Below are 18,489 nucleotides of genomic sequence, written 5' to 3' on the forward strand. Positions count from 1 at the left end.
TCCGGCGCTACACGCCGGTAGCGCCATCGATGCGTTCCCGGATCAAGTCGGCGTGACCGTTGTGGCGGGCGTACTCCTCGATCATGTGGACGTAGATCCAGCGAAGGCTGACCTCCTGCTCCATGAAGCGACCTGTATCGGCCAGAGCATGCTCAGCGCAGTGTTCACAGGCGCGGGCGATCTCCGCGCGCCAAGTGGCGAGGGCGTCGCTCAGAGCGGCGCCCGTAGCCACATCGAAACCACCGTCGGGGCCATCCCGGTCAGCCTGCGGGTCGTAGATGGGCGGAGCCTGTTCTCCGGCGAACACGCGGCGGAACCAATTCCGCTCCACCTCCGCCATGTGCTGGACCAGGCCGGTCAACGTGAAGCCGGACGGCGGCACGGACGCCACGGCGGCCTGCTCATCATCCAGGCCCTCGCACTTCATGGCCAGTGTGGCGCGATGAAAATCGAGCCAGCTTTCAAGCGTCGTGCGCTCGTCGGCGTTCAGAGGCGGCATAGGGCGATCGATGGCGCTCATCGGTTGATTATCGCCAGCGGCCGAAGCCCTCGACAGGCTGGGCCTCACTACAGGGCGAACGTTGCCTGATGCGGCACTAGAGAGCTCACTCATCAGGCCCCCTTGGAATCGATCATCTGGGGAACCCGGAGGCGCTCTACCGGCGGACCGCCGAGATCAGTCCACCGGGCCACTCCTCGCGCTGCGGCGGGGTGCTGATCGGGCGGCCGTAGGCGGCCGCGCGCTCGCGCAGGGTGTGGCTGTCGGCCTCCCAGCCGTGCCCGGCCAGCCAGACCACCGGGTCGTCGGGCATCTCCGAGATCCACATGGACGCCGCCGATCCCGGCGCGGCGGCCTCGCCGAAGCGCTCGATCACACCGCGCGAGCCCAATGTCAGCCCCATCCGACTGCCTGCCGCCGACTGCGTGCTGATCCGGGCCAGCAGTAGCTCCACCGCATCCTCGGGCAGATAGATCAGTAGTCCTTCGGCGATCCACGCAGTCGGCACGGCCGTGTCGTGCCCTGCGGCGGCCAGCGCGCCCGGCCAGTCCTCACGCAGATCCACCGCGACGGTGATCCGCTCACAGCGCGCGACGGCCCGCTCCTGGCGCAGCACCGAAGCCTTGAAGTCCAGTGGGGCGGCGGTGTCGACCTCGAACAGCCGGGTGCCCTCGGGCCAGTCCATCCGGAAGGCCCGGCTGTCCATGCCGGCGCCGAGCAGCACGACCTGTCGGACCCCGGACGCGGAGGCCTGCTGCAACACGTCGTCGAGGAACTTCGTCCTGATGACGATGGAGAACGACACGGCCAGCCGACGGCGTCGCGCGGCCTCGTCATCGGGCAGCGGCGGCGAGGAGGGCCACAGGCCGCCGGCGGTGGCGAAGGCCTGTGCCAGTGGGTCGCGGAACAGCGCGTTCTCCCGCTCGGTCTCCAGCGCCCGCACTCTGGCCACCCCCACCGCCGTGGCCCACACTCCCGACGGCCGCACCCGCTCCTGCTCATCAGTCACCGCGCCAGCCTAGACGAATCATTCCGATGTGATCAGTGGTCGTAGGCGATCAGCGATCGTGTGATGGGCTGACCTGTCTTGTGGTTGTGCCAGATTGCGGCGGCCATCGCGAGGATGCGCTGGGCGACGCGGACGGCGACGCCTTCGAACGTCCGCCCTCCGTGTCGTTCCAGGTCGAGCTGGCCCTTGAGGGTGTCGTTGACCGACTCGATCAGCTGCCGCACCGACTTCAGGAGGCTCTCGCCCTTGCGCTTCTTCTCGCGCTTGAACGACGGCCTCAGCAACTCGGCACCCCGCAAGGCCAGGTCGGCCTCGAACTCCTTGGAGGCGAAGCCTTTGTCGGAGATCACCAGCAGCCCTGGCCGGTCGGTGACCGTCTCTGGTTCGCGGTCGAGCATCGCGGGTTGTGCGCCCACCAGGGGTCGTAGCTGTCGTCGTCCTTCCCGCCCCGGGCGATCTCCCGGTAGACGGTGGACGTGCTCTTCCCGATCGCGGCGGCGATCGTGGCGGGAGCCTTTCCGGCGCGCAGGCCGTCGGCGACGGCGATGCGGTCGTCTTGAGTGAGGAAGCGTGGTGCCACGGAGGCATCTGGGATGATCACGCTTCCAGCTTCGATGAACCACTTGGATCCGCAGCTGGTGGATACACCCACTTGGCGGGCGGCTCCGGCCCCTTTCAGACCCTGGCGCACCAGCTCGAAGTACCGCTGTCTGGCCGCCGTCGGCTTGCGGTTGGCTCCTCCGCGAGGCATGCGAACGATCTCCTTCCTGAGCGTTCGCAACCATCGGTGGAAATCAAGGTGTCTATCCGGTTCTGTTCGTGGACGCCATCAACGTCGAGATCAGGGACGGGCAGGTCGCGAACCGGCCGGTCTACGTCGTGATGGCCGTGACCACGGAAGGCACCCGGGACATCCTGAGGGTCTGGGCCGGCGACGGCGGTGAGGGCGCGAAGTACTGGCTGCACGTGTTCACCGAGCTGAAGAACCGCGGCCTGGACGATGTGCTCATGCTCATCTGCGATGGCCTCAAGGGCCTGCCCGAGGCGGTGGAGACCGTCCGGCCTCCCACGATTGTCCAGACCTGCGTGGTTCACCGTGGAGCCGTACGGAAACAAGGTGTTGTCTCCGACGGGGTGTCTCGTTGACCTGGTATGGCGATTTCGGAGGGGATGCGCGGTCAACTCGCGGTGCGGTTCGAGGTGTTGTTGCCGCATCTGGACGAGCGGCAGAGGCGTCTGCTGCTGGCTGCAGAGGCGAGGTTGGTGGGGCATGGCGGTGTCCGGACCGTCGCGCAGATCGCAGGTGTGAGCGAAACCACGGTCCGCAGGGGCGTCTTCGAGCTGGAGGCGGGCGAGGCCCCGCCGGCCTCAGGACGGACTCGCAGACCGGGTGGAGGTCGCAAGCGGGCCGAGGAGATCGATCCGGGGCTGCTGCCCGCGCTGTTTGCGCTGGTCGAGCCGGATGAGCGGGGTGATCCGATGTCGCCGCTGCGGTGGACGACGAAGTCGTTGCGGAACCTCGCAGACGAGCTGGCCTGCCAGGGTCATCCGGTCTCCGCGATGACGGTGGGGCGGCTCCTCAAGGACAGCGGCTTCAGCCTCCAGGCCCAGGCCAAGACGTTGGAGGGCGAGCAACACCCGGACCGGGACGCCCAGTTTCGCTACATCAACGAGCAGGTCAAACGGCATCAGGCCGACGGTGAGCCGGTCATCAGCGTGGACACGAAGAAGAAAGAGATGATCGGCCAGCTGCCCAACCCGGGCCGGCAGTGGCGGCCGAAGGGCGACCCGGTCCGGGTCGATGACCACAGCTTCTTCTCCGGGCCGACCGGCGAGGCCGCCATCCCTTACGGCGCCTACGATCTTTCGGCAGACACCGGCTGGGTCAACGTCGGCACCGACCACGACACCTCCACGTTCGCGCTCACCTCGATCCGCCGCTGGTGGCAGGTGCGGGGCCGACTGGACTATCCACGGGCCAGACGGCTGCTGATCACTGCGGACGCGGGCGGTTCCAACGGCTACCGCTACCGCGTCTGGAAGGCGGAGCTGGCCAAGTTCGCCGCCGAAACAGGTCTGGCCGTCACCGTCTGTCACTTTCCGCCAGCTGCTTCGAAGTGGAACAAGATCGAGCACCGGCTGTTCTCCCACATCACGATGAACTGGCGGGGCCGTCCGCTGACCAGCTATGAAGTCGTCGTCAACGCCATCGCCTCGACCCGGACCCGCAGCGGGCTGCGGGTCGAAGCCGAACTCGACACCGGCCGCTACCCCCTGGGGCTCGCGATCAGCAAGGCCCAGTTGAGGAGGCTGCCGATCGAGTACCACGACACGCACAGCACCTGGAACTACACCGTCCGCACCGACGGCCCCCTCGATGAGGAGCCCGTGCAGGCCACCGACCGGGAGATGGCCCGTCGACGTGTCCTCGACCTGCTGGCCGAGCCGGCCCTGACCAGGCTGAGCCGCGAGGAACTCGCAGCCCTGACCGCGAAGATCACACCCGAGCTGGGCTCTCTGCGCGAGGACCGCCTGCACCGCAAGCGCGGCGGGCCGCGCCGCCATGCGGCCGGAGACAACAAGCGCCCGGTCCTCACCCCCGCGGACCGTGTCCTACTGAGCGTGATCTACCTGCGGCACGTGTGCTCGCAGAACCTGCTGGCCGAGATGCTGGGCCTGTGTCAGCGCACCATCGGCCCCTCGATCAAGGAAGTGCGACGGCTCCTCCAGGAACACGGCATCTCCCTCACGCCCACCACCCTGTGCTTCTCAAGCGGCCAGGAGATCGAGGATTTCGTACGCACCGGGGGCCCGGTCACCGCCCGGCTCCAGCGCACGCACCACCTGGCCGACCCGGCCCTGACCGGGATGGAACGCAGTGACCTCGCCGCCCTCATCGACCAACTCTCCCTCCAGCAAGCCGCTTTGATCGAGCGGCGTCGACACCAGCAGCGGGGCGGGCCACGCCAGCCCCGCACCCGCGCAGGCGTCTTCCGGCAGAAGATCACCGACGCCGAACGCCTCCTGGCCGCCGTCCTCTATCAGCGCAAGCTCGGCACCCGACAGGTCCTGGCAGACGCCTTCGGCGTCAGCCTCGGCACCCTCAACAACGCCCTCGCCGACGCCCAACCCGTCCTGCACGAAGCCGGGATCACGCTGCCGCCCGGCCCGACCCGCTTCACCACCGGCGCCGAGCTCCTGGCATCCGTCGACAGCGACACACCGACAAGTTGATTCTTTACGGCTCCACCTCCTGCTCAACAGCTTCCGTTACGCGGCCCGCCAGGACTGGGACAAGGTGGCCAAAGCCCTCAAGCCCGTCTACACCCCGCCCAGCGAAGACGCGGCGACGGAGCGGTTCGGGGAGTTCCAGGAATCCTGGGGCCGGAAGTATCCGGCGGTCATCAAACTGCGGGAGAACGCCTGGGCAGAGTTCGTGCCCTTCCTCTCCTTCGACGTCGAGATACGAAAGGTCATCTGCTCGACGAACGCGATTGAGTCCGTGAACGCCCGCATACGCAAGGCCGTCCGGGCCTGCGGACACTTCCCCGACGAGGCCGCCGCCCTCAAGTGCGTCTACATGGCACTGATGAGCCTCGACCCGACCGGCAAGGGTCGCAAGCGATGGACCATGCGCTGGAAGGCACCCCTCAACGCAGTCCAGATCGCCTTCGAGGGCCGGCTCACCCCAGCCAACAACTGAACCTCAACAACCAAGATCAGCCGTTAAATTGACACACCCGAAGCTGGCCGAGGACGGCTTCTAGGTCAACGCGCTCGCCCCCGGCCTGCAGGCCACCGATCTCAACCCCTGGGCCGCTGCTGCCGGAGGCGACGCCCAGGGTGCCCTCCGCCTGGCCCTGCTGCCGGACGACGGCCCCACCGGTGGTTTCTGCTCCTGGGACGGAACGCCGTGCCCTGGTGATTGGTGATCAGTCATGGGCCTCGTTCTCGCCTACGTAGCCAAGTGTCGGACCATTCGGGCGCAGGTGGACGACAGTGCCTGTCAGCCGTGCCGCGCAGCGGTGCACGTCTCGTGCAGCCGCCGCTCCAACCCCCTGTGCCCCGGATCAGTGCTCTGGCCCGGGGCACAGCCGTGTCTCCACCAGTAGCAAGGTCAGGTCCGGCACTCTGTGCCCATGACTGACGTCTTCGAGCACACCCCGCAGGTCTGGAATGCCGCGCAGCTTCGCGACGCGCTCAAAGACCTGCCCGATGATGCGCCCATCCACATCGGCGTGGCAGGCGATCCCGGCGACTTCGATGGATACCGGGACTTCGTCCTCGTGAACGCACATCAAGTGGAGAACTGGTGGCCGGCCACTTCCACAGCGCCGGAACGTACCGAGACGGCGGAGGCACTGACGCTGTTCGCCGATTGGGAGCCGGGCGAGTACGACTGTCTGGACTGAGCCGGGACCCACTGCGGCGCCTCGCCCGGAGGGGCGGGGTCGGGTGGGTTCAGCGGAGTGATGCCGGTACCCGCGTACAGCTCGGGTTCCAGCGACAGGACCGTGAGCGGCTCCCCCGCCTTCACCGCGTGCCAGGCGATCGCAGCCGCGTGAGCCACCGGCCGGTCCACGGCTTTCCAGTCCATCGCATCCGCCGCGTGGGCCGCGGTGAACGGAACGCTCTCCGCGAACCGCAGGGACGCCGCATTCTGCCCGCACCCGTGACCTGCCGCTCCGCGGCAAGGATCGACAGCGACGGGATGATGACGCGGTCTGTGCCACGCGAGGCAGGAACTGTCGGGCTTGTGGGGGGGGCGCACCACCCTGGCGAGTCCCGCGGCGCGCGGGAACGCGTGCCCGGGGAACCGCGGGCGTCGCCACGCGTGGTCAACCCCGGCGACTGGGGCGAGTTCTGCCACGGCCTCACCCCGGCGGCCATGCCCGCCCGCACGCGCGTCTGACCACCGGGCGAAGCCCGGACACCCGGTAGCCGTCTACGGCCGCATCACCGCTGCTGAACAAGACGGCGAGAAGCGGCAGGTCTTCTGGCTGGCCGACGGGCACGGCTTCACCGTACGCATCCGCTCCGACCAGCTCCCTCACCCCGCTCAAGGTCGGCGCCTATGTCCTGGCCGTCGGCGCCTGGGCAGTCTGGAAACCCCACCGAGGCAGACCCGAGCTGCGGTGTCCGCCAAGGAACACTGACAGCTCGCCCACTGGAACTACGACGCCGCCACCGGCCACAGCGGCCAGCCTGCCTGCCCGCCACCGCTCTCCCTTGCCCAGCGCACCCTTCGCCAGGCCCGCGAGGCGGCAGCCAAACGCAAACCCGAATCGGATCGGGCGGCCCGTCTTTCCCCCAGGTCACGCCCCAACGGGCAGCCCACGTCCGCCGCACTGCCAGTGGCTGCCCCGCCAGCGGTCCCGCCTTCGGCGCCAGCGGCACCGTCGATCGAGCCATCCCCCAAGTCCGCCGACGCCGACGCCCCGTCCGGCCGTACCGGATACGACGCCACCCGCTGAGCCGAAGCCCCCGGCACACCCGCCTATGCCGCGGCGGCCGCCTGCACCACCACGACCGGCCGTCCCGCCCCTCCTCCGGACACGTCGGAGCTGGTGGCCCTTCGGCCGCCGCCGCTGGACCGGCGGTGGTGAAGCTACGGCAACTGGTCAGCGTCGGGCAGAGCCAGGGGCAGGCCCTGGACAACCTCCGGGAGACGATCAGCCGTTGCGCGGCACTTCGAGCTCCGTCCAGGTCGGAGTGAAGGGCGAGAGGTACGGCTTCGCCAGTTCTCTTCCACGGCACGGCTCAGGCCCGCCACGGGGCGCTCGTATGCCCGGCCCGGGGCGTCACGACACCAGGCCGGCCCCATCCAGCTCGGTCAGCCGCACGGTGCACAGACCCCCGCGCTCGGCCTTCACCTCCGTCACCTTCAGCTGCGTCCCCGGCGCGAGGATGTACTCCTCCTCACCCGTGAACGCGGAGAACCGCCGGATCCCCACCGCCCGCACGGGCGTCACCTCGAACAGCGTCCGCCGGCCACGCCCGCCGAGGAACGCGTGGGCCACACCCAGCTCGGACGTGCACGACGACACGCCCCACCACGTCACCGTCCGCCCCAGCGGGTACTGGGACCGCAGATCCAGCGCCACACCACGCCACAGCGGCCGCGTCTGCGCCGGCAACGCCTCCATCGCCGAGAACAGCAACCGCAGGTACGGCAGGTACGGCACCACGCGCTCGCGGTCCGACGAGCGCAGCACGGCGTTGATCTCGCGGTAGAAGCCCGACTCGCACGTGTACAGGTAGAGGGCCGAGATCGCGTCGGCCGACAGGGCGCTCACGGCCTCCCCGGACAGCGCGCCCGCGGACGCCGCCTCCGCGGCCTTCGTCTCCCCGAAACGGCTCGACAGGTCGATATGCCGATCCAGGTGCGCAAGCACCCGCGAGACCGGCTCGACGGCCTTCCGGAAGTCCATCAGCGGCGTGTCGAACACCCCGGTGACGGGCGGCAGGACGAGGCCCTCGTCCTTGACGCTGGTGAGCCGCTCCAGATACAGCTGGTGCAACTCCATCGTGGACGCGATGAACGCCCCCATCCGCTGCGCGACACCACCGTCCTCCGGCCCGCCGGCCCCGCCCGTCCCCTGGTCCCAGCCCTTCCGCGGCAGCCAGTCGACCGGCTCGGCCCCCACCGCCACCAGGGCGTCGTTCACCTGGGCGAAGTGGTCGCCCTCGCAGAACAGATCCCCCTGCGCAGCCGGATTCGCGTGGTCCAGGTGACGGACCTGCACCCCCGGGTACTTCTTCTCCAGCCGCTGGACGACCCTCTTCAGACTCCGGGCGTGCGCACCCCACCAGGCGAACACCACCCCCCGGTCGTCCGCCTCCATCGCGTCCTGCTTCGCCCGGAGGATCTCCTCGACGATCTGCTCGGCCACGGGGCGCCAGAACGACGTGTGCCGATCGGTCGCCATCGCCCCGTCCGCGCTCGCCGTGAGGGACGCGTTCAGCAGCAGCACACCCTGGGTGAGCATCGCCTGGAACCACTCGGGCGGCTGAACCGTGTCCTCCTTCTTCAGCAGGGCGCGGACGTCGGCGATCGGGGTCTTCTTGACGATGCCGTACTTCCACATCGCGGCCGCCTTGATGAGGCAGCGGATGCTGACGACCCGGCCGAACTGGCTGTCCTTCCAGTCGTTGAAGGTGTTGTCGAACATCGCGATGCCGGTCGCGCTCTCCGCCCGCGGATAGGGGTTCTGTCCGAAGACGACCACCTTCCACTTCTCCGGCGGATGCGGCTTCAACGCCTGGAACGTCAGCTCGCGCACCGGAACGACCTCCGGGCTGCGCTTCGGGCCGATGAAGTCGGCGGCTCCCGGCTGCGCCTCGATCACCGGCCCCAGCAGCGGCAGCCACGGCTCGCCGCCACCGGTGAACAGGCCGGCCAGTCCCAGCGGATCCCCGGCCGCGGAACCGGCATCGCCCGCGGCCGTCACGTCGACATCATTCACGAGGGTGGAACTCCCGATGCTCGAACCGGACGCCTCCACGGGCGCCCCGGCATGCTGAACAGATACGGCAGGATCGTCGCCGGTGTCCGCCCCCTGGGCGGCACCGGCCTGCGAGGCCTTCGGGTCAGTGACGAAAGGAAGGCCGCTGCGGCACGTTGATCCGGACCCGCCGTGCGGACCCCGCTCCCTCGATGTCGTCGAGCTGCCCCAGTACGGCGGCCCGCAACTCGTCGTAGTCCGCGAAACCGTGGTCGTGGAAGAGGGTGTAGCCCGTCCACATCAGGTTGGCGCACACCTTCGCGGGCACCTGCCCGGTCTGCGCGCCCATCCCGACGAGGGCCACCGACCGGATGCTGCCCGGCTTCGCCCGGTTCTGCAGATGCACCGCCTGGAAGGCGGCCGCGCAGGCCAGGGCCACGTTCATCGTGTCGCTGACGTTCTGCGACGACTGGCGCATGGTGGGCGTCGAGATCAGGTACCGGGGTACGTCCGCCCCGGACGGGACGCACACCGCACTGCCCACCGGCAGCCGTCCGCCGAACCGGTCGCGGATCGCCCGCTGCACCCGCACCTGGATGCCCGCACCGAGGTACCGCTTGACGACGGCGTCGACCCCACCGTCCATCCGGCCACGCTCGTTGGTGGGAGAGACCCAGGCGTCGGCGTCCACATCCAGAAGGGAACCCCGCCTGATCTCGACCTCCGGCGTGTCCGCGAACGCGGACCGCCAAGCCGTCACCACCTCGTCGTTGACGTCGACCAGGACGACGCTCAACGCATGCCTGACACTCACGAATTCACTCCTCTCACCCCGTGATCTCGAACAATCCCGAAGCTACCGCGCGCCACTGACAGCGCCGTTCGACAGGGTTGTTCGAGCAGAGGAACAGGAAGCGGGCGAAGGGAGGAGAGGGAACCGATGACGAACGGTCAGGAACCCTCCTCCAGCGTGGCGGCACCCGGTCCGGAGAGGTCGTCCAGCGCCACCCGGCACCCCGACACGGCGAGCAGCAGGGAGAGGCCGGGGCCCGGCCGGGGCCGGTCCGGTTCCGATCTCCAGGTCCGTGTCCGTAAGGCGCACCCGGTCCACCAGCTTCTGGCGCCATCGAACGAGGGCCACTGCGGGCGCAGCACCGGACCGGTGGGCGGCGCTGAGCAGCTTCGACGGCTTCGAGGCCGCCTACGACTGGCCCACGACGCGGGCACTGCGCTACTACCGGCGGGTCAACGGCGCCCTGGTGGACGCCCGTTACACACTGATCGCCCCGAGCGGCGACGCGCTGAACATCGGTCCGGGCAGCCGGGGCTTCCTCCAGCGGCAGAAGGAGCAGTTGGGGATCACCGAGGTGGTGCACGGTGCGCCGTTCCTGTATCCGGGCGACTGGGGGGACTACATGCTTCGCGGCATCACCCGGGCGCAGCTGCCCGGAGTCCTCACCCGCATCGCGCGCGGTGAGGCGATGGGCTTCCGGCCTTTCACAGCCGACCGCCACGGCCTGCGGGACGGCGAGCGCGGCGTGGCCTGGTCGGGGATCGGCGAGGTGCGAACCCACGACGGCCACGTTTCGTTCGACGGCCACGACAAACGCCTCGTGGTCGGGCCCGGGTCTCTCGCGGACATCCCCAACGCCGATCTCTTTCTCAACCTGTGCCACGAACTGAAAGGCTGAGTGCCTGCCGCTGCCGAAGTCTGGGATTTCGGCAGCGGCACGAAGCGCTCGTCACCGCTGTGCTCGCCCGGGCCGTTCCGCGGCCTGCTTTCGGCAGGCGCGCGGTGAGATGGTCGGGGTGGGTGCGGGTCGTGACCGTGTACGTGTACGTGTGCGCGACTGCGGCGGTGTCGGCGGGGGCCGGCTGTTCCCTCTGTGGGCCTCGGCAGCGTCCGAGGCGTGGGAATGGTGTTCCGGTGATCAGAGGGGCAGGGTGCGCCGGCCCTCGGTGATCTGGTCCCGCACCGCGTTCGCGTCCGGAAGCGTGTCCGGCCCCTGGCGGGCGGTCAGCAGTCCACCAGGGCTGCGCCCTGCACCGGGCGTCCTGCGGGGTCGACGGTCAGCGCCCGCACCGCTGCGAGCGCGGAGGGCTCGGGCGCGGTGCCGACGATCCGACGGATCACCGCGCCCGTACTGGTCGCCTGGAACGGGCTGGTGCCGCGCGCCGCGCACACCACGCAGCACGCCCACGCCCAGGTGTCCGCGGCGGGGCCGACCGGCTCGTCGCCGAACTGCTCCGGCGCCATGTACGTCAGCCTTCCCGGGCCGCCGCCGGCGCGGGTGAGCCGGGTGCCGTCGACGATCGCCGCGATGCCGAAGTCGAGCAGACGCGGCCCGGCGCTGGTCAGCGTGATATTGGCGGGCTTTCCGAGGAGCCGCGGCGCAGGTGCGGCTGCGGCAGGATGCCTCCGACAGTGACCTGCCCGATCACCTGGTCGTCGGCGAGCACCACGCCCGGCCAGACCGCGTCTGCCCGGGCGTATGGCGTCGCGCCAGCCGTTTGACCTGGTACGAACCGAACCCGGCGTGGGCGGGGGCGAGCAGCGTGACGACCGCCAGCAGCACCGGCGTTGTCGTGACGTGGCCAAGGAGTGTGAGGACGTACGGGGTGAACATGCCGAGGTACGCCGCTGTCCAGAACCGGGCCGTCCAGCGGGCGAGTTGGTGGGCCGGGGCGAGGGCCGCGGTCCGGGTGAGGCCATAGGTGAGGGCCAGTCCGTAGCCCGCGCCGAGAACAATCGCGGCGAGGAGGGCGAGGGGCTCGTTCCCCGTCGCGGCGGCGACGGCGGCGGTCGCCGTGCCGGCCGCGACGACCAGGAGGCCCGAGGTGGCCGTGGGCCGGGCTGGCTTCGGAGCCGTGGACCGGGACCGGTCTGACCGTCTCCGGCGCGGCCAGTGCGAGCCACCCCGCCGCCGCCCCGAGGACGACGTGCGGGACGTACGCCGTCACCATCGGCCAGGGCGCCCATTGCGCGATGAGCGCCGCCACGAGGCCGCCCGTCGCGAAGCCCGCGGAGACGAACAGGCCGGGGCGGCGCGGCGAGTCGGAGAGTTCCTTGATCCAGGCGCTGCCCGCGGCCAGCAGCGCGCCCGCGCTGACGCCGGTCAGGAAGCTGCCTGGCAGCAGCAGCCAGGTACCGCCCCACGCGCCGCCCACCATGAGGAGCAGGGTGGACAGGACGTTGAGGGCGAGGGCCACGAGCGCCACCCGGCGCCGTCCCCTGCGGTCCGCGAGCGGGCCCGCGATCAGCAGCGCCGGGATCAGACCGACGACGTACACCGCGAACAGACCGGTCACTGTGGACTCGGTGAGGCCGAGGTGGCTGCGGTAGGCGCCGAGCAGGGCCGAGAACTGGTTGGCGCTCCATCCGGAGGCCAGCATGATGCATGCGGCGCGGACGCCCCGGGTGCCGGTGGCCGCGGGGGCGGCGGCGACAGGGGAGGTGACAGGGGGTGTGGTCATGCTCCCATTCGTACGTGCCCGACCGTTCGGCCCGCGCCGAACGTTCACGATTCGTGAACGGCCCGCGCCGCCTGCCCGGCTCCCCGTCTACCCTGGTCGTATGGCGCTTGACCTGCGGCTGCTGTCGTCGTTCCTGGCGGTCGTCGAGGAGGGGCACTTCGGGCGGGCCGCAGCGCGGCTCTTTCTGTCGCCGCCCGCCGTCACCCAGCACGTACGCCGCCTGGAGAGCCAGGTCGGCGCGCGGCTCCTCGACCGGTCCGGCTCCCCCGTCGTGCCGACGGCCGCCGGGGTGCGGCTCGCCGGACACGCGCGCACCCTCCTCGACGCCGCGAATGCCGCACTCGACGATCTGGCGGACATCACACAAGAGGCTGACGGCGGGCGGCCACTGCGGGTGGGGATCATGGGTCACGGTTCGGCGGAGCTGACGCCCGCGGCCATCAACGCCTACCGGCGAGCCCGGCCCGAGGTGCGGGTGGAGATCCGGCAGCTGGACTTCACCGAGCATGTGACCGCGCTGGTGGAGGACCGGGTGGACGTGGCTTTCGTGCGACCGAGCCCGGACGACGAGCGACTCGTCGCGGATGTCCTCACCACCGAGCAGCGGATCGTCGTCGTGCACGAGCGGTCGCCGCTGGCCGACGCCCGGACGTCCGGGGTCGGCGTCGCGGACCTCACCGACCTGCCGCTGTTCAGAGTCCCGGGGCACACCCCGCACTCGTTCACCGAGTATCTGTACTTCGACGACCGCACCCAGCGCCGCAGTACCGAGTTCGCCGTCACGCCGCAGGAGGTGCTGACCGGCGTCGTCACCGGGCGGTCCGCGGGCTCCGGCCTGCGCTCCTTCGCGCGGTACTACGCGTGGCCGGGCGCCGTCTTCGTACCCGTCCTCGATGCGCGGTGGGAGAGCAGCTATCTCGCGGTGCGGGCCGGTGACGACAACCCGGGGGTGCGGATCTTCCGGGCGCTCGCGGTGGCCCTCGCGAAGGACATGGGCCCCGGGATCAACTCTCGCCCACTGGCCTCTGGTTGACGAGTGCGTCGCCCGAGACGCCGGTGATTCCGCCCCACGCGTCTCCCGCTCGGCCCGCTTCTCGATGCTGCGGAAGTGGGTGACCCTGGCATGCTCCGCGCCAGCCACGTCGCAGGCGCGCAGCGCGGCCACACAGGACCGGATGCTTGGCCGATGGACCGGTCACCGCGTTGCACAGACCGACGTCTCGGCCATGGTCTCCGGCCGTCTCTCCGGGGGCTCAGCCCCCCACTGATCCCAGTGGTCCGTCAAGGCGGATCAAGCCCAGTGGCGCGTGGGGAGAGGGCCTCGACCGCCGCCCGGGAACCGGCCCGCAACATCAGGCTTCGCAGGGATATTCCGACACAACGACTCTTGGTCGCGTGGTGGACCTCACCCGATTGATAGTTCATCGTTCAACCATCTGGGGTTAGTGTCTTCAGTGCCAGCAAGGCAAACAATTACTAACTCGCCCATTCACATCATTGGGAGAGGAAAGAGAGAAAAACCATGACAAGCAGGATTGTGCGTCGGGCTGTCGTCGCGATCGCCTCGACCACCATCGCCTCAGCCGGACTTCTCGCCACCGGCGGCACCGCGTCGGCGGCGACGCACCCGAGCAGCAGCCAGTCGGGCGCCGTATCCACCGTCCGAATCACCGACCACCACAACGAGGGCCGGCACAGCGCACTCGGCAGCCGGGGTGGCGACGGCCGCGGCCACTGGAAGCAGGATCACGATGGAGGCCGCCACCGGATCCGGCACGACGACCGCCACGGCTACCAGGCGCGGATCGACGAAGACCGTCGCCAGTGGGTCCTCGACCAGATCCGCTGGGCCGAGAACCACGGACTCACCTACTGGGGCAGCCTGGAGCACCACGACCGTTCACACCGCTGAGAATCGCGGGCCCCAGGACCGCCACCGCCTGGGCCGCCGCACACCGACGGGCAAGTGACACGGCCCGAATCACCCCCTGCACCACAGTGGGCGGGCACCCCAGGGCAGCGGGGGCGGCATGCGGCGTCATGGCCGCTCAAGGGACAGCAACGACCATGACACCGCATGCCGCCCCGCGCCCCGCGCGAAGGCCCCGCAACCACCGCCACCACAACCCAGACGCCACCCCAGCCCCCGAACCAACACAGGACCATGACCACTTGCCTGGACCACACGCTCGACATGGAGCTCGTGTCACCCCTGGGCACACGGCTCCCCATACCAGCCCACCTGCTCTACAGGTCGCAGGACCCGCTGGTGGTGGAGTTCCTCTTCCATGCCCCCGCCCGAAGCCCCGTACCCTGGGTGATCTCACGCGAGCTGCTCGCCCGGGGAATGCTGGCACCCAACGGAGAGGGCGACGTGCGGATACGGCCTACCGGGACCGGCCCGAACGCCCTCCTGCACCTTCTCCTGACTCCCCCGGCCGGCCTCGCCCACCTCATCGCTCCGCTCCCGGCCCTCGAACACTGGGTGTTCCGCACCTACCAGCTGGTGCCCGCCGCCCAGGAGGCCGAGGCACTGGACCTGGAAAGCCACCTCGACCGGTTCCTGAACGGGGCGTCCTGAACGTACCCGCCGCGACGACTCCGGGGCAGCTGCCTTCGCGGCGGGCCCGGGCGAAGCGGGAGGACAGATGCCGGTATATCGACAGGGTGTGCGGCAGCACACTTCTCGGAGACGAGCCGGGACATGACCTGGCGCGGGGACCCGGCCCGGGTGGGACTCCTCCGACCGCCCGAGACCGCTCCGGACTCCCCGCACCAGGGCCGCCCGGTACCGCCGGGCCGCTGTCGTACGACAGCAGGCCGATCATCGCGGCGAGGACATCACCGTTCCGGGCCGCAGGGCCGCAAGGCCGCCGAGCGCTCCGCGCAGGGGGTGCGTCGGCGGCTGCGATCGGATGAGCGGCGCAGCGCCGTCGCGGATGAAGGATGAAGCAGGAGCCGAAAGCATGACAGCACACGTCCTCGCACGAGGTCAGGCCGTCGCCGTGTGGTGGCGGAACGCGGGCCGGGCCTGGGGGCCGCCGCGAGTCGTCCGGTCGGTACGGCCTGCGGCGATACGGTCCGCGACGATGAGGCCGGCAGTGGTACGGACCGCCAAGGTCCTGATCGCGACCCTCCTGGCCTGGCAGGCCGCTTCGTGGTGGTTGCCGGGAGAGCAGCGGTATCTCGCCGTGGCCACCGCGCTGGCCATGGTCAGCGCCCCCACTGTCTACCGGTCGGTGACGCAGGCGCTGCGCAGCGTGGCCGCCCGCGCGGCCGGGCTGGCGGTGGCCGTGGCCGTCGTGTGGCTGCTGGGCCCTGCCGCGGGGAGCGCCGCCGCCATCCCCGCGATCGCGCTGGTCGTCGCCGGGCGCCGGGGTTCGGACGGCCGTCTGCAAATCGCCTCGACGGCGGTGCTGGCCCTGGCCGCGGCGACGGCCGTTCCCGTGGGCCATGTGGTCGCGCTGACCCTGGCGACGCTGACCGGAGCGGCGGTGGGGATCGCGGTGAACGCCCTCATCCTGCCGCCCGTGCACCTGAGCGCCTCCGACTCCGCGGTACGCGGTCTGGCCGTGGCCATGGGGGAACTGCTCGTCGACATGGGCCGCGGGCTGAGGGAACGGCAACACGCCGACCGCGCGCACGCCTGGCTGGAAAAAGGCAGACGCCTGGAGGACCTGGCGGTGCGGGCGCACGAGGACGTCCGTGAGAGCCAGGAGAGCCTGCGCTGGAACACGCGGTGCGTCGTCGTACGCGGACGACGCGAGCAGTCGGCCAACGGGGAGGCCCTGCGCGCTTTGCACCGGATCACCTTCCAGGTCCGCGGCATCGCCCGGACGCTGGCCGACACCGTCGACGACCACCGCCTGGGGCAGATGTTCCTCGACCGCTACGCGGCGACCCTGGAGGCGGCGAGCGGGGCGGTGACGTACTTCGCCACCCCCGGCCCGGCCGAGGGCCCGGCCGAGGACGACGCCCGCGAGCGACTGTGCCGGGCCATCGACGACGCCGCCGCGTGGCACACGATGATGACCGGCGAGATCGAGCAGGGCACACTGACCGAGCCGGGCGCCTGGCACGTGTACGGATCACTGCCGACGCCGAACGCCTGCTCGCCGACCTCGACCGCGCGCCCCGCCCCGTCGTGGCCCCGCGGGCCTCCCACCTGTAGACAGACAGGCAAGAATGACTCACTTCCGCAACAGGCCAAAGCCGACCCAGCCATACACTTGACGCTTGATCATTTTGATCCGGTCCTGCGCCGCGTGCGGGGCCTCGGGGCGCAGGACCGGGCGACGGCGTGAGGCCGGGTCCGGGAGCCCAGGCGGTCCGAGCGGCGCACAGCGTGGACCCGGCCCCAGCGAGGCTCTGGCGCAATACCGCGTCACCGATGCTGCGGACGCCATTCGAAGAGCAGGATGGTCACGTCGTCCCGCAGTTGGTTGCACTGGTAATCGAGGATGGCATGGATGAGCAGGCGCAGCACCTCGGCCGGGCGCTGTCCGGCGGAGGAGGAACCGATGATGAAGTCAGTGAACCGGTCAAGGCCGAACTCTGCACCGTCCGCGTCGCGAGCCTCCACGACACCGTCGGTGTAGAGCAGGACGCAATCGCCCGGTTCCAGGGTCGCCTCGTGGACTTGCCGGGCTGCCGGGGCGAGTGGGCCGGCCAGGCCGATCGGCGGCTGTGGGGGGCTGTCCAGCGCCCGGGCGAGCACCCGCTCGCCACGGATCAGCAGCGGTGGGGGGTGACCGCAATTGACCCAGCGCAGCACCCCGGTCTCGGCGTCGAGCCGACACAGCACGCCGGTGCAGAAGTGGTCGGGCAGCCACTGGGCGAGCGCCTGGTCGACGGAGGCGACGACGTCGGCCAGGTCGGCACCGGCCCGGCGGGCGTTGCGCGCCGCCGCCATGGCGACCGAAGTGGTCAGGCCGGCGGTCAGATCGTGACCCATGGCATCGAGGATCACGGTGTGCAGGACGTTCTTGACCACCGAGTGGTCGAAGGCGTCGCCGGCGATGTCGTACGCCGGTTCCAGGACCGCGGTCGATACGCACCTGCTGCTGCCGATGGTGCAGGGCGGCAGAAAGGCCCGCAGCATCTCGGCGGGCAACCGCATGGTCGCAGTGCGGGCGCGGGCGGCGAGCCAGTCGCTGTAGGCGCGCTTGGAGGTGATCAGCATGGCGAACAGATGGGCCAGCATCCGGCTGCGACGCATCCGCACCCTGTCGAGCGAAGCGGTCCGCACCGCCAGCACGCCCAGCCGCTCCGCACCATCGACCAGAGGCATCCAGAGGATCAAGCCGTCGTCGGCCTCGGCCACCCGCGAGGAGACCGTGCGGTACGCCCAGCCGGCCGACGAGCGGTCCACCGGCAGCGGCTCCAAAGCCTCGTCGAGTGGGATGAGCAGCTGTTGCTGCAGGTCGACGAGGTAGATCACCGCTGTGTCCAGGCCCAGGGTGCAGGCGCACCGGTTCGCCAAGGCGGGCAGTTCGACCGGCAGGGCAGTCTGCGCCTCGATGATCAGCTCTTCCAGCCGATTCTCGTCGACGGTGGTGTCGGGACCGGAGGACGCGTGCGGTGGGTCCGACACAGGGATCACCCCTTCCGTGCCCAGTTTCACACCGATCCCGCCCTCTCTCACGTCAGCCCGTGGCGAGGGCGAGAGCGACGCCGCGCTGCTGGTGTTGCTGCTCGTGCTCCTGGCGGTGCTGGGCGGCCGGACCAGCGGCCAGGGCCTGCACCTCGCGGTCGGTGTAAGCGCGGCGGCAGGCCTCGGCCTCGCGGATGTGTAGGCGGCGACCGGGCGAGGTTCTCCGGTGCGCGCATCCACGTCACCGGGTCGGTCGCCCGCCCCTCCAGGTAGTGCTTCGGCATCGCGGCCGGGTTGCTGGTCGAATGCATGCAGAAGGTCGACCAGGTCCACCAGTTCCTCGACGACGTCCGCGACAACATCGGCACCGGACACGGGCTGGCCACCGCCTGATGCCGAACCCGGCGGGCATCGGCATCCGCGCTGCCGGCGCCCGCACCGGTGCGCGGCACTCATCCCCGGCGGCGCA

General features: G+C 70.3%; 17 protein-coding genes and 3 pseudogenes. 11 read left to right on the plus strand and 9 right to left on the minus strand.

Features of this window, described 5'->3' with window-relative positions; genetic code table 11:
* Window positions 1-7 precede the first annotated feature (7 nt).
* The 4 genes from ACIOHC_RS35470 to ACIOHC_RS35485 all read right to left on the minus strand — a co-directional run bounded on the left by ACIOHC_RS35470 (window position 8) and on the right by ACIOHC_RS35485 (window position 2,259).
* A complete protein-coding gene (locus ACIOHC_RS35470) occupies window positions 8-520 on the minus strand; it encodes a DinB family protein (protein ID WP_351086512.1) in 513 nt (170 codons plus the stop codon).
* A 136-nt stretch (window positions 521-656) separates the two neighbouring features.
* A complete protein-coding gene (locus tag ACIOHC_RS35475; protein ID WP_351086510.1) occupies window positions 657-1,508 on the minus strand; it encodes a class I SAM-dependent methyltransferase in 852 nt (283 codons plus the stop codon).
* Between the two features lie 32 nt (window positions 1,509-1,540).
* Window positions 1,541-1,858, minus strand: coding sequence for a hypothetical protein (locus ACIOHC_RS35480; protein ID WP_401845545.1), 318 nt, complete (start codon window positions 1,856-1,858; stop codon window positions 1,541-1,543).
* Window positions 1,855-2,259, minus strand: coding sequence for a helix-turn-helix domain-containing protein (locus tag ACIOHC_RS35485; RefSeq protein WP_351086508.1), 405 nt, complete (start codon window positions 2,257-2,259; stop codon window positions 1,855-1,857). Before ACIOHC_RS35485 ends, ACIOHC_RS35480 begins: the two co-directional genes overlap by 4 nt.
* 50 nt (window positions 2,260-2,309) lie before the next feature.
* Between ACIOHC_RS35485 and ACIOHC_RS35490 the strand changes: the two are divergent.
* From ACIOHC_RS35490 to ACIOHC_RS35510, 5 genes and pseudogenes are all read left to right on the plus strand, one after another.
* Window positions 2,310-2,603 (plus strand): annotated as a pseudogene (locus tag ACIOHC_RS35490) (transposase); the annotation flags it as partial.
* Between the two features lie 57 nt (window positions 2,604-2,660).
* Window positions 2,661-4,742 (plus strand): ISAzo13 family transposase, encoded by a 2,082-nt coding sequence (locus tag ACIOHC_RS35495; RefSeq protein ID WP_401845549.1) that lies wholly within the window; start codon window positions 2,661-2,663, stop codon window positions 4,740-4,742.
* Window positions 4,743-4,755: 13 nt separating this feature from the next.
* Window positions 4,756-5,211, plus strand: a pseudogene (locus tag ACIOHC_RS35500) (transposase); the annotation flags it as partial.
* Between the two features lie 43 nt (window positions 5,212-5,254).
* Window positions 5,255-5,440: pseudogene (locus ACIOHC_RS35505) on the plus strand (short-chain dehydrogenase); the annotation flags it as partial.
* Between the two features lie 207 nt (window positions 5,441-5,647).
* The gene (locus tag ACIOHC_RS35510) at window positions 5,648-5,920 is read left to right on the plus strand and encodes a DUF6225 family protein (protein WP_351086314.1); all 273 of its coding nucleotides are present in this window, start codon (window positions 5,648-5,650) and stop codon (window positions 5,918-5,920) included.
* Window positions 5,921-7,309: 1,389 nt separating this feature from the next.
* Here ACIOHC_RS35510 and ACIOHC_RS35515 read toward each other — a convergent pair.
* Both ACIOHC_RS35515 and ACIOHC_RS35520 read right to left on the minus strand, forming a co-directional pair.
* A complete protein-coding gene (locus ACIOHC_RS35515) occupies window positions 7,310-8,974 on the minus strand; it encodes an ADP-ribosyltransferase domain-containing protein (RefSeq protein WP_401845552.1) in 1,665 nt (554 codons plus the stop codon).
* A 124-nt stretch (window positions 8,975-9,098) separates the two neighbouring features.
* Window positions 9,099-9,767 carry a macro domain-containing protein gene (locus ACIOHC_RS35520; protein ID WP_351086310.1) on the minus strand — a complete coding sequence of 223 codons (669 nt, stop codon included), beginning with the start codon at window positions 9,765-9,767 and terminating at the stop codon, window positions 9,099-9,101.
* A gap of 271 nt (window positions 9,768-10,038) precedes the next feature.
* Between ACIOHC_RS35520 and ACIOHC_RS35525 the strand changes: the two genes are divergently transcribed.
* Entirely contained in the window at window positions 10,039-10,644 is a 606-nt protein-coding gene (locus ACIOHC_RS35525) for a hypothetical protein (protein ID WP_351086309.1), read from the plus strand.
* 326 nt (window positions 10,645-10,970) lie between these two features.
* Here the strand turns inward: ACIOHC_RS35525 and ACIOHC_RS35530 are convergent, their stop codons facing one another.
* Together ACIOHC_RS35530 and ACIOHC_RS35535 are read right to left on the minus strand one after the other, a co-directional pair.
* Window positions 10,971-11,426 (minus strand): hypothetical protein, encoded by a 456-nt coding sequence (locus ACIOHC_RS35530; protein ID WP_401845590.1) that lies wholly within the window; start codon window positions 11,424-11,426, stop codon window positions 10,971-10,973.
* Complete coding sequence (locus tag ACIOHC_RS35535; protein ID WP_351086307.1) at window positions 11,309-12,427, minus strand: MFS transporter; 1,119 nt, start codon at window positions 12,425-12,427, stop codon at window positions 11,309-11,311. Before ACIOHC_RS35535 ends, ACIOHC_RS35530 begins: the two co-directional genes overlap by 118 nt.
* A gap of 100 nt (window positions 12,428-12,527) precedes the next feature.
* Between ACIOHC_RS35535 and ACIOHC_RS35540 the strand changes: the two genes are divergently transcribed.
* The 4 genes from ACIOHC_RS35540 (at window position 12,528) to ACIOHC_RS35555 (ending at window position 16,731) form a co-directional block, all read left to right on the plus strand.
* The gene (locus ACIOHC_RS35540; protein WP_351086305.1) at window positions 12,528-13,460 is read left to right on the plus strand and encodes a LysR family transcriptional regulator; all 933 of its coding nucleotides are present in this window, start codon (window positions 12,528-12,530) and stop codon (window positions 13,458-13,460) included.
* Window positions 13,461-13,949: 489 nt separating this feature from the next.
* Window positions 13,950-14,339: a hypothetical protein gene (locus ACIOHC_RS35545; protein ID WP_351086303.1), complete on the plus strand. Its 390-nt coding sequence runs from the start codon at window positions 13,950-13,952 to the stop codon at window positions 14,337-14,339.
* Between the two features lie 252 nt (window positions 14,340-14,591).
* Complete coding sequence (locus tag ACIOHC_RS35550; RefSeq protein ID WP_351086301.1) at window positions 14,592-15,008, plus strand: SsgA family sporulation/cell division regulator; 417 nt, start codon at window positions 14,592-14,594, stop codon at window positions 15,006-15,008.
* A 508-nt stretch (window positions 15,009-15,516) separates the two neighbouring features.
* Window positions 15,517-16,731, plus strand: coding sequence for a hypothetical protein (locus ACIOHC_RS35555; protein ID WP_351086299.1), 1,215 nt, complete (start codon window positions 15,517-15,519; stop codon window positions 16,729-16,731).
* A gap of 80 nt (window positions 16,732-16,811) precedes the next feature.
* On the opposite strand, the gene ACIOHC_RS35560 is transcribed toward ACIOHC_RS35555, so the two are convergent.
* Window positions 16,812-18,029 carry a PP2C family protein-serine/threonine phosphatase gene (locus tag ACIOHC_RS35560; protein ID WP_401845555.1) on the minus strand — a complete coding sequence of 406 codons (1,218 nt, stop codon included), beginning with the start codon at window positions 18,027-18,029 and terminating at the stop codon, window positions 16,812-16,814.
* A 7-nt stretch (window positions 18,030-18,036) separates the two neighbouring features.
* Between ACIOHC_RS35560 and ACIOHC_RS35565 the strand changes: the two genes are divergently transcribed.
* Window positions 18,037-18,222 carry a hypothetical protein gene (locus ACIOHC_RS35565; protein WP_351086295.1) on the plus strand — a complete coding sequence of 62 codons (186 nt, stop codon included), beginning with the start codon at window positions 18,037-18,039 and terminating at the stop codon, window positions 18,220-18,222.
* Window positions 18,223-18,489: the final 267 nt, after the last annotated feature.

Source organism: Streptomyces sp. NPDC088252 (assembly GCF_044740965.1).
In the GTDB taxonomy this organism is placed as follows: Bacteria; Actinomycetota; Actinomycetes; order Streptomycetales; family Streptomycetaceae; genus Streptomyces.